This window comes from Sphingobium terrigena (assembly GCF_003591655.1).
In the GTDB taxonomy this organism is placed as follows: Bacteria; Pseudomonadota; Alphaproteobacteria; order Sphingomonadales; family Sphingomonadaceae; genus Sphingobium; species Sphingobium terrigena.
On record NZ_QVRA01000031.1, the window covers coordinates 24,641 to 40,200 of the forward strand.

Here is a 15,560-nt window from a genome sequence, read left to right on the forward strand (position 1 = left end):
GCCGTGTCACGATCTGGCGACGATCGAGCGGGTAGGGCTTCATTGGAATGGTGGCCGCTGGGAATGTGCGCCAACTATGGCCGCCTAAATCAACACCCGCTCCACCTCGTCCAGGGTCACGTCGTCGGGCCGCCGATCATAGAGCTGGGTGGTGCGGGTCGAACTATGGTTCGCCATCGTCGCGGCCGTCTCCAACGTGCCGCCGTTCTTCAAATAGGTGGTGATCCCGGTCGCGCGGAACGAATGGTTGCCGATCGCCGTGCCGATCTCGGCCGCCGCCGCGCGCCGACGCACCATCGCGAACGCATTGGCTTGGGGCAGGGGGGTATCGCTTAGTCGCTTAGTGCCGCGCGCGATCGTGCGGAACAACGGCCCCTTGGCCTGCCCGCGCAAGCCGCAGCCGTCGATATAGGCGGTCAGATAATCCTCAAGGTTGTGGTGACAGGGCATTTCATGGCGCTTGCCACCCTTTTCGTGCAGGCGAACCCATAGCCGCCGATTCTGCATGAACACGTCCTCGACACGCATGGAGAGCGCCGCGCCGATCCGCGCGAACGAATAGACCATCAGCCCGATCAGCGCGCGGTCGCGCAATCCCGCTGGCGTCGTCATGTCGATCGTGTCGAGCAGCCGCCGCGCTTCTTCGGGGGCCAGCACCGGCGTCTTGCCGCGCCGCTGACTATGCGCCGGTCCGCGCACCGATGCGGCGGGGTTCACCGGCATGGCCTGGCCCATCACCAGCCAGTCGAACAGGCGGCGTACGCCGGCGAGCTGCTGCTTGACGCTGGGCGCGCTCATCTCGCCCCCCAGCGCCTCGATCCACGCCCCGATGTGGAGCGGCTGCACGGCCCCAAGCGACGTCACCCCGCGCGCCGCTACCCAAGCCAGGAAGTCGCCGGCCGCGCGCGCATAGGCGCGGCGCGTATGCGCGTTGCGGATGGTGACGGCGAAGAACTCAAGGAAGCGCAGCCGCGTGGCATCATCGGCCGACGCGATCAGCGCCGGCAATGCCAGCGTAGGGGAGGGGAGGGGGGCGACCTGGTTCATCGCGCGCTCTTCTCCCAGCGCGCCGGTTCAGGGCGCGGCTTCGCCATGTCCCGGCGCAGCTCGTCAAATACTTCGTCGATGGGACGACCTGGTTCCAGATCGGCACGGGCTGCGTCCAGCATCCGGCCGAGCAGCGCATCGCGCAGATCGCGATGCGGCTCAAGTTCGCGAAAATTCTGGACGATCGCGAACACCGCCTCGGATGGATCATGAAACAGGCCGCGCTCTATCCGCTCCAGCAGCCAGTCGGCCTGGTCGCCGGTAAGATACGCCTCGAAGCGCAAGCCGCCCGCGCGTGCCTGCTCGCGCAGCGCCCTGGCCTGGGCGCGCTCGGCATGATTGTCGGCAAAGCTGTCGTCATCGTCCTCGGTCATGGCCGGCCCCGGACATGGGCGGCGGGATCGATCGTGATGGCATCGCGTGAGCCGTTAACGACGGCATCGGCGATCCCGAAGATCTCGACACGGCCGCCCTCGTTGTAGATGCGGCCCGCAACGGTGCCGTGGACGATCGCGCGCGCGCCGGTCTCGATCGTCAGGTTGCCCGCGATCGTATCGTGGAGAATGAAGCGGATGCCCCGATGCAGCGTCGCGTCACCCGCGACCATGCCATAAAGGTCGATGTCCTCCTTAATGGCGAAGGGGCCTTCGATCTTGTCATGCACCGCGCGCATTATGCCGCCGCCTCTATGTCCGTCAGGGCAAAATCATTGCCCTTGAACAATAGCGGCTCGCCGGTCGCCTTGGCCAGCGCATAGGAAAAGCAATCGCCGAAGTTCAGCCCCGCCTTGTGCCGGCCTTTGCCGAAATCGAGAAACGCCTGTCGCGCCAGCTCGCCATGATCGAGCGTAACCGGTTCGATCGTGATGCCGGCGCGGCGAAAGAAGGCTTCGGCCTGGCGCATCCCTTCGGGACCGAGCTGGCTTTCGATGACCATGGACAGTTCGACATAGCTGGCGACGCTGATGCGGCAGGCATCGGCATCATGGATGGCTTGCGCAAAGCGCGTCGCTTCGGGTTCGCGATACAGGATCGCGACCAGGGCCGACGTGTCGAGGATCATGCCGGCAGGCCGCTTTCGTCGTAGAGTAGGTCCGCATGATCGGCGTAGGGGCGTTTCACATATGTGGCGGCGCGGTCGGCGATCGTTAGCAGTTCCGCGACGCTCGCCTTGCCCTTCTGACGCTCGATCGTGGCGAAACGCTCGCGCAGCGCCTCCGTCACCACGCGAGTCATGCTCTGGCCGGTCGCCTGGGCGATGGCCTGCGCAAGCCGGTGCGCTTCGGGATCTTTGACATTGAGGCTCATGGTGCGCCTTTCTGGAAAATTGGCCACCTTTCTACCAGTCGGCGCGCCGAAGGGGAAGAGTATATGATAAAGGACATTATCACATATAGAAGGTGGTGTGAATCTTTAGGAGTGTCGGCCTTATAAAGCTATTGACATTACCTATTGATCAGTTGATCAAATGAGCAGCAAGGTTAGTTTCAGAAGTGCACGGGCCATATGATCACATCGGCTCACGCGTGGCTCCCGAAATCTCCTGAAGCCGATTTGGGCAAGAGTGCTGAATGATCTAGCGCTTCAAAGCCTGAACATAGAGGGGAATGCATATGGTCGACGAACCCGTCGTGACTCGTGAGATCAAAGACAACCTAGCGATTATTGCGCTTGATCGCCCAGAGAAGCGCAACGCGCTGTCCAACGCGATCTTCGTGGGGCTGCAGGAAGCGTTCACCGATATTCCCGACAGCGTTGACGTTGTAATCATCACTGGCAAAGGCGATCATTTCTGTGCCGGGCTCGACCTAGCCGAGTATAAATTGAAGCCTGCCTATGAAGGTATGCTGTATTCGCGCTGGGGGCACAAGCTTTTCGACTCGATCCAGTACTGCGGTCGGCCGGTGATCGCGGCGATGCAGGGCGCCGTAATCGGTGGTGGCCTCGAACTCGCCTCTTGCGCACACATCCGCGTCGCTGACCGGACCACTTTCTACCAGCTTCCCGAGGGGCGGCGCGGGATTTTTCTGGGCGGCGGCGGCACGGTGCGGATCGCACGCCTGATCGGCGTCGGCAGGCTGACGGAAATGATGCTTACCGGACGGCGGATCGACGTCGACAGGGGTGAGCAGCTTGGCCTTTCGCACTATGTCGTGGATCCGGGTAAGTCGATGGAAACCGCGCTTGAGATCGCCAAGAACGTTGCCGCCAACGCCAAAATATCCAACTACATGATGCTTAACGCGCTGAGCATGATCGAGGATATGCCGGCGCAGGCAGGGCTGTTCGCCGAAGCGGTCGCGTCAGCTCTTACTCTGACTTCGCCTGATGCGCAGCAGGGCATCGACGCCTTCCTGACGCGCAACAAGAAATAGTTATGCTGCGCAGCGAACCGCAGGAAAAAGTCCGATGTGTTTAACGCGTTCAACAAACCCAAAAAGGAGACGCCGCCATGGCGCTGCGTGACAATGCGATCGTCGCTTATGCCGAGGCCAAGCACGTTATGCGCAGCGGCCGAGACGTCTGGGATTACGCGGGTGAGATACTAGATGCGCTGCTCGAGCGTTCCGGGCTTGAGCGCGCCGAGATCGACGGGGTGATCTTTACACCGTCGGCGACCGGCGCAAAGACGCCGATGTGGTCCCAGTCCTGCCTCGACTATCTCGGTTTGGAGACCAGTTTCACTGATACCACTGATCTCGGCGGATGCTCCGCTACAGGCGGAGTCGCGCGCGCCGCAGCGGCGATCGATGCTGGCTATTGCGAGACGATCGTTCTGATCAACGCCGACACACCGAGCACGGAAGACAATCTCATCATGCGTTCGTTCCACCATGAATGGGCTGATCCCGAAGGCCTGCTTGGCCCGCCCGGGGCGTTCGGACTGCTGTCGCGCCGTTACGACCATCTCTATGGGCTCGATTCCAGGGCGCTTGGCAAGATGGCCGTGGCGCAGCGCGAACATGCCGTGCTCAATCCCAATGCGGTAGAGAAACTGCGCCAGCCGATCACCGTAGAGGATTATCTCAATTCGCGGATGATCGCCGATCCTTTGCGCCTGCTCGACTGCGTGATGATGTGCGACGGCGGCAATGGCTTCGTGATGATGAGCAAGAAACGTGCGAAAGAAAAAGGTTATTCGCGCTTCGTCGTCCCGACGGGTTACGGCGAACGCACCAATTACAAGCTGTCGGAGAACGGCCTCGAGCCGACTGAATCCGGCCATCGGGTAGCGGGTGAGAAAGCGTTCAAGCAGGCGGGAATCGGCCCACGCGACGTAGGCTCGTTCCACCCCTATGACGATTTCCTGATAGCGATGATGATCCAGTTCGAGATGCTTGGCTTCTGCAAGCCTGGCCAGGGAGCTGCTTTCATTCACGAGACGGATCTGCGCTTTGATGGCGATTTGCCGCTTAACACCAGTGGTGGCCAAATCTCCGCGGGCCAGGCGGGACTCGCCGGCGGCGGTACCAACCTTGTCGAGGCGGTGCGTCAACTGTTCGGCGAAGGGGACGCGCGGCAGGTGAAGAACATCGGCAACGCCCTCGTCACCGGCATCGGCTGGATCCCCTACGGACGCAATTGGGGGAGCAGTACCGCCCTCGTCCTGACTCCAGACGCGTGAGGCCCGACATGAGCAAGCCCGCCAACGACACGCTTTCGGTTCCGCGCGATCCGATCCGCCACGCCAATTTCAGCATTCCCTTCTGGGAGGGCACGCGCGATAAAAAGGTGATGGTGCAATACTGCCCGCGCGCGAACCAATATCAGTGGTTCCCGCGCCCCGTCAGCCTGTTCACTGCCCGCCGCGATCTGGAGTGGCGCGAAGTGTCAGGCCATGGCGAGATATTCAGCTATACGATCGCGAATGTCGGCAATGGCCCGTTTCGCGGTCATGAACCCTATCTGATCGCGCTCGTCCGGCTCGACGAAGGCGTCAACATCATGGCCAACGTCATCAAATGCAACCTCGACGAGATCTCGATCGGCATGGAGGTCGTGCCGTTCTGGGCGCCCCTTGCCGACGGCACAAATCTGCTCATGTTCCAGCCAGCCGGCGCCTAAAAGCCCATGACAACGACATTTTTGAAAGAGGATAAAGTGGGAGAGAAGAACAAGGCAACCGCAACGGTTGGTCAGGTGAAGCTGCACACTACGGGTATCGAGCAGATGATGCGGCCGCGCTCGGTCGCGATCATAGGTATGTCATCCAAACCGGGTACGCCGAGCCATACTGTGCTCAAGAACCTGCTGAACAGCGAATTCAAGACGAATATCCATCTCGTCGGCCGTAGCGGCGGCGAAGTCGAAGGCATTCCCTGCCTCACCAGCATCAACCAGCTTCCAGAGGGCGTCGATCTGGCGATCTTGATCACGCCCGCCGAAACGGTGCGTGAGACTGTCGAGGCCTGCATCGCGCGCAACGTGAAGAGCGCGGTCTGCTTTTCGTCGGGCTTTGCGGAAACCGGAGAGCAGGGACGCAAGGAGCAGGAGGAGATTGGCCGCATCGCACGCGAAGGCGGCCTAGCGTTGGTCGGTCCCAATTGCGTCGGCTATTTCAATTATGTCGACGCTTTTTCCGTAATGCTGGTCCCCACCGAGCTTCAGCGGTCCGAGGACAGTAGCCGACCGGGTGTGGCTATCGTCTGCCAGAGCGGCGGCATAGGCCACCATATCGCCTACACTCTGCAGCAGCGCGGCGTGAACGTTTCCTACATGGTCACCACCGGCAACGAGGCGCATCTTGGGATCGCTGACCTCGTCGGCTTCTTCCTTGCCGACGAGAGCACTGCCGCTGTCGTCTGCTATGCCGAGCAGATCCGCCGTCCGGAGGACATGCTTGCGGTCGCCAAGCTCGCGCGCGATCACGGCAAGAAGATACTTCTGCTTCACCCCGGCAAGAGCGCCAAGGCGCAAGCTGCGACCGCCTCTCACACCGGGGCGCTGACTGGTGACTATAAGGTGATGCGCACTTTGCTCGAAGACGCGGGCATTGTGATGGCCGATGCGCTCGAAGAACTGATCGATGTCTCACAGATCCTGACTCGCTATCCGCAGCACAACGGCGAAGGGCTCGGCATCGTCACAATGTCAGGCGCGCTGTGCGGCATCGCTCTGGATTACGCGGCCGAGATTGGCATCGATATCCCGCCGATGTCAAAGGAGACCGTTGACAGCCTCAAGGGCAAGCTACCCGATTTCACGCCGCCGCGTAATCCGTTCGACATGGGCACATTGCCAGCCTGGCAGCCCGATCTGCTGCGGGTTGGTGCCGAAGCGGTACTCGCTGATCCTGCGGTCGGCAGCGTGATGATCTCGAACCCGTCGGTTGGTCTGCCGATCTCGTCTACGTTCGCGGCGATCGCGTCGACTCTCCCGGCGGACAAGCCGCTCATATATGTTATCCATAGCGAGGACTGCCCGATCCCTCAGGAAACGAGAGATATCCTCAAACAGAACCAGATGGTGCTGATGCGCTCGCCGGAACGCGCGATGCGCGCGCTTTCGGTTCTTACCCGCCACGGACGCCAGCGGCGCGGTTGGAGCGAGCCTGTCACCCAGCAGCCCTTCACCGATCTGCCCACGCTGGGCAGCGGCACCCACCCCGAATGGCTGGGTAAGCAGGTCCTGGCCAAGATTGGGATCGCGGTGCCAGAAGGCGGGCTTGCCAAATCGGTCGATGAAGCGATCGCGATTGCCACGAGGATCGGCTTCCCGGTTGCTCTCAAGGCGCAGGCGGCCGCGCTCGCGCACAAGAGCGATGTGGGCGGGGTACTACTCAATATCGCGGACGAGGCAGCGCTCCGCAGCCAGTGGGCCACGCTCTATGCCAGTATAGAGCGTGCCAAGCCGGGCCTAGTGCTCGACGGCGCGCTCGTGGAGAAGATGGGGGAGCGCGGCGTCGAGCTCGTGGTCGGCGCACGCCGGGATCCGTCCTGGGGCCCAGTCCTTCTGGTCGGCATGGGCGGGGTCTGGATCGAGGCCTTGGGCGACGTCACGTTGCTTCCCGCGCTCGCTTCCGAGGCGCAAATTGTCGAGGCGCTCGGCAGCCTCAAAAGCGCGAAGTTGCTGCGCGGCTTCCGCGGCAGCCCGCCGATCGATGTGGCGGCGGTGGCGCGCGCTGCGGCGCAGGTCGGGCGGCTGATCGCTACCGATCCCGCGATCACCGAGATCGATGTCAATCCGCTGGTTGCCTACGGCGAGGGGAAGGGAGTTGTTGCACTCGACGCCCTCATCGTGACGCAATGAGATCGGCAGGCAAAACACCCGCTCGCACCAGAGCTGAGGAGGCGTACGTGTCATGCTGAGCTACGATCCACCAGTCGCCGATTATATGTTCCTGTTTAAAGAACTGATCGACCTCGACAAGCATCGCCATCTGCGCGGCTTTGCCGACCTCGACTTTGAGGTCATCGAAGCCGTACTCACAGAATCTGGAAAGATCGCGAGCGAGGTCATGCTTCCGCTTAGCGCCAGCGGGGATCGCGAAGGCTGCACCCGTCACCCGGACGGCCGCGTCACCACGCCGAGCGGTTTTTCCGATGCATATCGCGCTTATGCCGGGGGTGGGTGGGCCGGTCTTGCCGCGCCGACGCAATATGGCGGGCAGGATTTCCCAAGAACCTTTGCGACCGCAGCGATGGAATTCCGGAGCGCGTCCAACCAATCGTTCGACATGTACACCGGATGGGGGGAGAGCATTGCCGAGATTATGATGGCGCACGGCACCGCGGACCAGTGCGACACCTATCTTACCCGATTGATCAGCGGCGAGTGGTCCGCGACGATGGGACTGACAGAGCCGCATTGCGGGACCGACGTGGGTCTGCTGCGCACCCATGCGGTGCCGCAGCCCGACGGAAGCTACAAAGTTACCGGCACGAAGATCTTCAACTCGGGCGGCGAACACGACCTCACCGACAATATCATCCATTTCGTGCTCGCGCGGATCGAGGGCGATCCGCCGGGAAGCAAGGGTATCTCACTGTTCCTGATGCCCAAGCTGCTGCGGGACGAGAATGGGAGATTCGACCTGCACAATGCTGTTTCGTGCGGCTCGATCGAGCACAAGATGGGCCTGAAGGGCAGCGCTACTTGCGTGATGAACTATGACGAGGCGACTGCCTGGTTGGTGGGCGAACCCCGACAAGGCCTGATCGGCATGTTCAAGTTGATGAACGCTATTAGGCGGCGCACCGGTACGATGGCAGTAGGAGTTTCCGAACTGGCAACCCAGAATGCTGTCGCCTACGCCAAGGAGCGCCTGCAGGGCCGCGCGCTTGCAGGGGCGAAAAGACCGGAGGCGATGGCCGACCCGCTGATCGTTCAGCCCGACGTTCGCCGTACCCTGATGAAGCTCAAGAGCTTTAACGAAGGCGCACGCGCATTGCTCGTCTGGTCGGGGCTGATCGCCGATATTGTCGACCGCACACCTGACAAGGCGGAGGGTGCCGCAGCAGAGGAGCGCCTTGCGCTGATCACCCCGGTCATCAAGGCTTATCTAAGCGATGAAGGCTTCAACAATACGGTTGGCGCTCAGCAAATGTTCGGTGGCCACGGTTATATGGCTCAAACCGGCGTCGAGCAACTCGTGCGCGACAGCCGGATGCTCGCGATCGCCGAAGGTGCGAACGGAGTCCAAGGCGTCGATCTGGTGCTGCGTAAACTCGGCCACAATCAGGGTCAGTCAGCGTTCGACCTGATCGATGAGATCGTCGCGCAACTCGCCGCCAACCGCACCTCGACTCCCTCACTGTCGCTGGTCGAGGCGATGGCCCAGGCGCTCGACGACATGCGGGAGGCGACGACCTATCTGGTCGGGCTTGGCAGCCGGGATCGCGAAGCCGCCTGTGCGGGCGCGACGGATTACATCCATCTGATGGGCCTGGTGCTGGTCGGCTACATGTGGCTGCGCATTGCCGAGGCCGCGACGCGGCAGATCAAAGAAGACCGCGACGAGAGTGGCGAGATGGCCGCCAAGCTGATGCGTGCGCGCTTCTTCGCCGAGCGCATGTTGCCGGAAACTTCGCTCCGTCTGACCCGGATCAAGGCGAGCGCGGACAGTGTGATGGCATTGGAAGAGCAATGGTTTTGAAGGGCTGAGCGATGGAATTGGAGGGATCATCTCACGCGGGAGTGACAGCGCATGACGCTTAACCTGCACGGTCGCGTCGCGATCGTCACCGGCGGGGGTGCCGGGCTTGGGCGCAGCCATGCGCTCCTCCTCGCGAGCCGTGGAGCCAAGTTGGTTGTCAACGGCCGCGGTCACACCGAGAGCCGCGCGCGGGTCGATGCCGTTGTTGAGGAGATACGCAACGCGGGCGGAGACGCTATCGCCAGCTATGACAGCGTCGAACAAGCCGAAGGAGGGGCGGCCATGGTCGCCACCGCCATCGCAGCCTATGGCAAGGTCGATGTGCTGATCAACAATGCCGGTTTCTTGCGCGACCGCAGTTTCCTCAAGGTGGAACTTGAGGACATCGAAGCAGTGATCCGCGTCCATCTAATGGGCACGATCTACTGCACCAAGGCAGTTTGGCCCCTGATGAACGAACAGGGTTATGGACGGATAATATTCACCACCTCGATGGCTGCGACATCGGGCAATTTCGGGCAATGTGCCTACGGTGCCGCCAAGGCCGGGGTACTCGGCCTGATGAACTCCCTCGCGCTCGAAGGGCGAAAGCAAAACGTGCTGGTTAACGCGCTCTCGCCGGCCGCTGCGACGGGAATGACCGAAGGCATGTTCGACGAGGAAACCGCCAGGGCCTTCCGCCCCGAATTGGTGTCGCCCGCCGTTGCCTGGCTATCGAGTGAACGCTGCCACGTCAGCGGACATACGATCACCGCGGGCAGGGGCGCTTTCGGTCGGGTTCATTATTTCGAGACGGCGGGCGTCCGCTTCGGTGTAGGCGAGCCGGCCACCGTCGAGGCTTTCGACGCCCAGTTTCAGGCAGTCGATGCCCTCGCGGGGGCCGAGGAGTGCGCGATCGGGTCGAGAATGCGGGCGGCTTTTCCAGCGTAACGGTCATAAGCCAATTAAAACTAAGTATAAAACAAGGAGGGAAATGCAATGCTTACGAAAGGATGGTCCAAATGGCCGCTACTGGCCTGCACGGCCGTGAGCGCGGCTCCAGCCGTCGCGCAGACGGGAGCAGATGTTGCGGAGGCGCAAGACCGGGCGAGTAAGCCATCCGCCGAGCAAACCGGCGGTCTCGAAGATATCGTCGTGACCGCCACGCGCCGCGAAGAGCGCCTGCAGAACATTCCGGTGACCGTCAGCGCCATCACCGCCAACACATTAGGTGGCGCAGGTATCGTCGAAGTGCGCAGCCTTACGCAGGTCGTCCCTGGCCTTAACGGCGCTCGTAACCTCAGCGTCAACTTGCCCGTCATTCGTGGCGTCGGCTCAAGCGGCGTCACTGTAGGGGACGAATCCAACGTTGCCACCTACATCGACGGCATCTATCAGGCCGATCCTTTTTCGACCTCGCTGGAGCTGGTTGAGGTCGAACGGGTCGAAGTGCTCAAGGGGCCGCAAGGGACGGTATTTGGCCGCAACGCGACGGGCGGTCTGATTAACATTATCACGCCTGACCCAAAATTCGAAGCGCACGGCCGAATCTCCGCCAAGTACGGCCGGATGCGCGGCGATGCGAATGACTATGATTTGCGAGCCTATATCACTGGACCGCTGACCAGCACGATCGCCGCCGATCTCGCCGCGCTGTATCGAAAGAACGACGGCTATATCAAAAACCTGGCCAGCGGAGGTTATCTCGGGCGGACAAGGGTGATCGACCTGCGCAGCAAGTTGCTATTTCAACCGAGTGACAGCGCGCGTATTATCCTGACCGGTCAGTATGCAGATTCCAACGATCAGACCACTGCGGCTCAGCCCTTTAACAACAACTCCGCCGGCTTGTTCGATCCACCACTGGTGGCGGGCGGGGCGCCTATCCCGGTCCCTAACGTAATCCTTCCCACGCGACCGTGGCAGACTTCGCTTAGCTTCACCCCGCGCACTGATTATGAACGTTACAATCTTTCGCTGCGTTCCCAGTTCGAGTTCGACGGCTTTAACCTTGAGACCTCGACCGGTTACATGAACGCCAAGAATGCTCAGGACGCAGATTCCGATTCCTCGAACATCTACCGCGGCTCGACCCTCATCACGCTCAAGTCTGATACTTTCAGCCAGGAAGTCAGGCTGCTCTCGAACGGCGCCGGACGGCTCAAATGGATCGTCGGCGCATATTATTTCAACCTCGACGGCTCTATGGATATCGCGCTCGGCGGGGCGCCGCGTTCAACTGTGCCGCCGTCGTTCACCTTTCTCGCCCCCGAGGTAAAGACGACGTCCTGGGCTGGCTTCGCCGAAGGCACCTATGAACTCACCGATACATTCTTCGTGACGGTGGGCGGACGCTACTCAAGCGAGAAACGCAAGTTACGCCAAGCCCTCAACGGCGTGTCTCTCGTTGCGCCGGCCCCCGGTTTCGACACGGACGGCGTGGCGAGGAAGTCGTTCAACAAATGGACCTATCGGATCGCGCTCAGGTACAATTTCGCCGACGATGCGAACCTCTATGCAAGCTATGGGACGGGCTTCAAGAGTGGCGTTTTCAACGGTTTAGGTTTTTCGGGCGTGGCAACCGATCCAGAGGAAATCAAAGCTTGGGAAGTCGGCGTGAAGGCCGATCCCCTCCCGTGGCTGCGTACCAACATCTCGGCTTACTATTACGACTATACTGACCTGCAGGTGAACGCGCGTGCTCCCGGCGGCCTCGCTTTCCTGCTCCAGAATGCGGCCACCGCAGAAATCTACGGTGCCGAGCTCGAAGTCACCGCCGCGCCGACCGACGATCTGCAGATCCGCACTGCCATCGCATACACCCATGCTAATTATAAGGACTTCCCGGATTCACCGCTGTTCGTCGCTTTACCGCAGGGTGGCAACCTTCAGACCACGACCGATGCATCGGGCAACCAGATGACCAGAGCACCTCGCTTCACGTTCAACCTAGGTTTCAATTGGGGGCGGGACTTCGCTGGCGGTCGGATTGGCATATCGGGCAATCTGTTCCATAGCGCCAAGGTCTATCATGATTTTGCGAACACACTGATGCAGAAGTCTCACCAGTTGCTGAACGGGGAAATCAGTTGGACGACGCCTGACGAGAACTTGCGGTTTTTCCTGTGGGGCACCAACCTCACGAACGCTAAGGTGGCGCAGCAGATTTCGCCGGGGGCTCTCGGGACCTATGTCGTATATGAACGGCCAAGGCGGCTGGGCATTGGTGCCCAGTTCAAATTCTAGAGTATCGTGGAGGGGGCTTCAAGGTTGTTACTCAAACAGCAGTAAGCGGAACGCTTAGTGAGGCCCATCTAAGGTCTGAACTGATGGGGTGGATGCCCCCTTCGCCCGGCATCGTATGATGCCTGACCGGCGCGACATTGCGCTGGAGAAGGAGGAGCACATGACTGACGTTCACATTCTTGCGATCGACCTTGCCAAGCGCAGCTTCCAGGTCTGCGCGACTGCCGTGGGAGGGGCGGTTCTATTCAACCGCATGGTTTCGCGCGCGAAGCTCGAGACGGTTCTGCGCGAGCAGACACCCTGCATTGTTGCGATGGAGGCCTGCGCGACGAGCCACTTCTGGGGACGGTTTGCGCAAGGACTCGGCCACGAGGTGCGGTTGCTTCCGCCAATCTACGTGAAGCCGTTCGTCAAACGGCAGAAGAACGACGCGGCGGACGCGGCTGCGATCGCCGAAGCCGCCCTGCGGCCGAACCTGCATTATGTGGCAGTCAAAAGTGCGGAGCATCAGGCCCGGGCAGTCGCATTCCGGACCCACCAGTCCTTCGTCGGGCAACGTACCCAGCTTATCAACGCCATGCGGGGACATCTTGGCGAGTTCGGGCTGGTCGTTCCGCAGGGGCCGACAGGCCTCAAGACCGTCGCTGGCATGATCGACGACGATGCGACCGAACTTCCTGACGCTGTTCGCGATATCGTTCGCCTTTACCTCGACCAAATCGCGATGCTCACGCAAAAGATCGACGAACTGCACTTCAAGCTGCGCGCCGCGACTAAGATCGATGACGCGATGCGGCGGCTGTGCACGGTCCCCGGTGTTGGCCCAGTAACTGCGGGTGCGATCATGGCGTTCGCGCCAGATCTGCGCACCTTCGCCAGCGGACGCAACTTCGCCGCTTGGCTCGGGCTAGTCCCGCGACAGCGCTCGACTGGCGGTAAGACCAAGCTCGGCGGGGTCAGCAAAATGGGCCAGGCCGATATCCGCAAGCTGCTGATCGTGGGTGCTATGAGCCGGATCCGATGGATCGTGCGCAAAGGCGTGTTGCCCGACAACTGGCTCGGACGCGTGCTGGGGCGCAAGCCACGCATGGTCGCGGCGGTCGCGCTGGCCAACAAGATGGCGCGCATGATCTGGGCGATGATGACACGTGAAGAGAATTACCGGATGGCGTGAACGCACCTGCGTACGCCTCCGGTGAGGGCCGCCTTGCGGTGATCGGCTGATATTTGGAGATGGCACCGGTGCAAGCACTGGTGTTTGCACCGGTACTAGAGACGGTGCGATGGGTCAGGTGACGATAATTTCGGGCGTTGAGCGGCGGCGGGTATGGTCTGACGACCAGAAGCGGGCGCTGGTGATGGCGGTGTCGCAACCCGGCGCGAACGTGGCGGAGATCGCGAGGGAGGCGGATCTACGGCCGGGCCAGATCTATCGCTGGCGGCGACAGATGTTCGGTGATGCGAACGGTTTTGCCGCCGTTGCGGTGAAGCCTGATCCAGCGCCGCCGACGGGGCCAGCGGTTGTCGTGGAGCTGGGCAGCATCACGGTCCGCATAGCGGCGGATACGCCGCCGGATTTGGCTGCTGCCGTCCTGCGGTCGCTGCGGCGGTGATCCCGGTCCCCTCGGGTGTCAGGATATGGATCGCGACCGGGCATACCGATATGAGGAAGGGTATGCGATCCTTGGCCCTGCAGATACAGCAGAGCTTCAAGCGGGACCCCCATGCCGGTGATCTCTATGTCTTCCGAGGGCGCCGGGGCGATCTGTGTGCGTATTTCGTAAAAACGGGACATTCGTTTCGCTAAATCGCGGACAGCGGTTTCGCTAATTCCGGGACAGCTGGAGGTGTGTTTTCCGTTTGCCTTGTTGAAGTCGGGTTGGCTGATCGCGCGGCTTTGCTTTGAGGTCAAGCCTGAGGTGGTTTTTGCTTGCGCATGCTGTCCCCTTCGAGGGTGATGCGGTGGGCATTGTGGATGATCCGGTCGAGTATGGCATCGGCGATGGTGGGTTCGCCGATCATGTCGTGCCAGGCGGTCACAGGGAGCTGGGCGGTGATCAGCGTGGATTTTCGCCGATAGCGTTCCTCGAAGATTTCGAGCAGATCGAGCCGCTGCTGATCGCTCAGCGAGTGGGTGCCCCAGTCATCGAGGATAAGCAGTTCGACCCGCGCCAGCCTGTCTGCCAGACGCGGGAAGCTGCCGTCGAGGCGTGCAAGAGCGAGCGCGTCGAACAGGCGCGGCATGCGCATATAGAGAACCGGATGATCGAGCCGGGCAGCTTGCCGCCCAAAGGCGCAACCCAACCATGTTTTTCCGGTTCCGGTCTGGCCGGTAATGATGAGATTCTCATGAGCCTTGAGCCACGCCCCTTGCGCGAGCGACAGGATAGCGCGGCGGTCCATCCCGCGGTGCGCGGTAAAGTCGATGTCCTCGATACAGGCATCGGCAAAGCGCAACCGCGCGGACCTGAGCTTGTTGCCTAGACGCCGGTCCGCACGGACCGCCATTTCGCGGTCGAGCATCAACCCGAGCCATTCCTCGCGGGCAAGATCCTCGCCGCTGCCTTGTGCGGTCATCTCGCGCCACGCGGCGGACATTCCGGCGAGGCCAAGCGCATGCATCTGATCAAGGGTGGGATTGTTCAACATGGGAGTTTCCTTTCTTCATTGATAATAGCCCCGGCCACGGATGTTCGTGTGCGCAGGCGTGGGTCGTGCCGGCTCGGTCGCCGGCCTGATCCGGTCGAGCCCGGATTTGAGGATCGCGGCGACCGAAGAGTAGGAGACCGCGTTGATGATCAGCGCGCGTTCGCATGATGCTTCCACCCGGTCCCGCTCGTAGCGCCGGGCCAGCGACAGAACGCCCATCGCCGAACGATAGCCCTGTTCAGGATGAGGCCGGTCGCGCATCAGCCGTTCGACCAGGATCGCCGCGTTGACGCCGATCTGGTCGGCTTTGCCGATCAGGCTGGCTGGCGTCATGTTGGCATAACGCTGATGGGCCTTGGGCATATGCTCGCTCACCGTCACATGGCCCCGGCGCTGGGACCGCCGGACATGGCTCGCCACCCGCTGGTGATCGTGGAACAACTCGACCACCCTGTGGGTGAGCCGGACATCGACCTGCCGCCCGATCAGCCGGTGCGGGACCGAGTAGAAGGTCTTGTCGACCTCGACATGATAATCGGGATGGA

17 protein-coding genes are annotated in these 15,560 nt (G+C 61.6%); 10 read left to right on the forward strand and 7 right to left on the reverse strand.

Annotated features, from left to right (window positions below; all coding sequences use genetic code 11):
- Nucleotides 1-84: 84 nt before the first annotated feature.
- The 5 genes from D0Z70_RS21255 to D0Z70_RS21275 are packed head-to-tail and all read right to left on the reverse strand — an operon-like array spanning nt 85 to nt 2,354.
- Nucleotides 85-1,047, reverse strand: coding sequence for a tyrosine-type recombinase/integrase (locus D0Z70_RS21255; RefSeq protein ID WP_119749887.1), 963 nt, complete (start codon nt 1,045-1,047; stop codon nt 85-87).
- Nucleotides 1,044-1,421 carry a CopG family transcriptional regulator gene (locus D0Z70_RS21260; RefSeq protein WP_119749889.1) on the reverse strand — a complete coding sequence of 126 codons (378 nt, stop codon included), beginning with the start codon at nt 1,419-1,421 and terminating at the stop codon, nt 1,044-1,046. The genes D0Z70_RS21255 and D0Z70_RS21260 overlap by 4 nt, the downstream gene beginning before the upstream one ends.
- On the reverse strand, nt 1,418-1,720 hold the full coding sequence (locus tag D0Z70_RS21265; protein ID WP_119749891.1) for a hypothetical protein: 303 nt from the start codon (nt 1,718-1,720) through the stop codon (nt 1,418-1,420). The genes D0Z70_RS21260 and D0Z70_RS21265 overlap by 4 nt, the downstream gene beginning before the upstream one ends.
- Complete coding sequence (locus tag D0Z70_RS21270; protein ID WP_119749893.1) at nt 1,720-2,109, reverse strand: type II toxin-antitoxin system VapC family toxin; 390 nt, start codon at nt 2,107-2,109, stop codon at nt 1,720-1,722. The genes D0Z70_RS21265 and D0Z70_RS21270 overlap by 1 nt, the downstream gene beginning before the upstream one ends.
- Nucleotides 2,106-2,354, reverse strand: coding sequence for a type II toxin-antitoxin system VapB family antitoxin (locus D0Z70_RS21275; RefSeq protein WP_119749895.1), 249 nt, complete (start codon nt 2,352-2,354; stop codon nt 2,106-2,108). The genes D0Z70_RS21270 and D0Z70_RS21275 overlap by 4 nt, the downstream gene beginning before the upstream one ends.
- 305 nt (nt 2,355-2,659) lie before the next feature.
- On the opposite strand from D0Z70_RS21275, the gene D0Z70_RS21280 reads away from it, so the two are divergent.
- The 10 genes from D0Z70_RS21280 (at nt 2,660) to tnpB (ending at nt 14,173) form a co-directional block, all read left to right on the forward strand.
- The gene (locus D0Z70_RS21280) at nt 2,660-3,421 is read left to right on the forward strand and encodes a crotonase/enoyl-CoA hydratase family protein (protein ID WP_119749917.1); all 762 of its coding nucleotides are present in this window, start codon (nt 2,660-2,662) and stop codon (nt 3,419-3,421) included.
- 77 nt (nt 3,422-3,498) lie between these two features.
- Nucleotides 3,499-4,671 carry a thiolase family protein gene (locus tag D0Z70_RS21285; RefSeq protein WP_119749897.1) on the forward strand — a complete coding sequence of 391 codons (1,173 nt, stop codon included), beginning with the start codon at nt 3,499-3,501 and terminating at the stop codon, nt 4,669-4,671.
- Nucleotides 4,672-4,679: 8 nt separating this feature from the next.
- On the forward strand, nt 4,680-5,111 hold the full coding sequence (locus D0Z70_RS21290; protein ID WP_119749919.1) for a Zn-ribbon domain-containing OB-fold protein: 432 nt from the start codon (nt 4,680-4,682) through the stop codon (nt 5,109-5,111).
- Between the two features lie 6 nt (nt 5,112-5,117).
- Nucleotides 5,118-7,295 carry an acetate--CoA ligase family protein gene (locus D0Z70_RS21295; protein ID WP_119749899.1) on the forward strand — a complete coding sequence of 726 codons (2,178 nt, stop codon included), beginning with the start codon at nt 5,118-5,120 and terminating at the stop codon, nt 7,293-7,295.
- Nucleotides 7,296-7,347: 52 nt separating this feature from the next.
- Nucleotides 7,348-9,141 (forward strand): acyl-CoA dehydrogenase C-terminal domain-containing protein, encoded by a 1,794-nt coding sequence (locus tag D0Z70_RS21300; RefSeq protein WP_119749901.1) that lies wholly within the window; start codon nt 7,348-7,350, stop codon nt 9,139-9,141.
- 51 nt (nt 9,142-9,192) lie between these two features.
- Complete coding sequence (locus D0Z70_RS21305) at nt 9,193-10,071, forward strand: SDR family NAD(P)-dependent oxidoreductase (RefSeq protein WP_119749903.1); 879 nt, start codon at nt 9,193-9,195, stop codon at nt 10,069-10,071.
- Nucleotides 10,072-10,119: 48 nt separating this feature from the next.
- On the forward strand, nt 10,120-12,366 hold the full coding sequence (locus tag D0Z70_RS21310; RefSeq protein WP_119749905.1) for a TonB-dependent receptor: 2,247 nt from the start codon (nt 10,120-10,122) through the stop codon (nt 12,364-12,366).
- Between the two features lie 160 nt (nt 12,367-12,526).
- Nucleotides 12,527-13,540 (forward strand): IS110 family RNA-guided transposase, encoded by a 1,014-nt coding sequence (locus tag D0Z70_RS21315; RefSeq protein ID WP_119749921.1) that lies wholly within the window; start codon nt 12,527-12,529, stop codon nt 13,538-13,540.
- A gap of 109 nt (nt 13,541-13,649) precedes the next feature.
- Nucleotides 13,650-13,979, forward strand: a complete 330-nt coding sequence (locus D0Z70_RS21320; RefSeq protein ID WP_182914063.1) for a transposase — start codon at nt 13,650-13,652, stop codon at nt 13,977-13,979.
- Nucleotides 13,976-14,173, forward strand: coding sequence for an IS66 family insertion sequence element accessory protein TnpB (gene tnpB, locus D0Z70_RS25880; RefSeq protein ID WP_119749907.1), 198 nt, complete (start codon nt 13,976-13,978; stop codon nt 14,171-14,173). The genes D0Z70_RS21320 and tnpB overlap by 4 nt, the downstream gene beginning before the upstream one ends.
- A gap of 101 nt (nt 14,174-14,274) precedes the next feature.
- On the opposite strand, the gene istB is transcribed toward tnpB, so the two are convergent.
- Nucleotides 14,275-15,015 carry an IS21-like element helper ATPase IstB gene (gene istB, locus D0Z70_RS21330; protein WP_119749909.1) on the reverse strand — a complete coding sequence of 247 codons (741 nt, stop codon included), beginning with the start codon at nt 15,013-15,015 and terminating at the stop codon, nt 14,275-14,277.
- A gap of 15 nt (nt 15,016-15,030) precedes the next feature.
- A partial coding sequence (locus D0Z70_RS21335; RefSeq protein WP_147418811.1) for a transposase occupies nt 15,031-15,560 on the reverse strand: 530 nt, incomplete at its 5' end.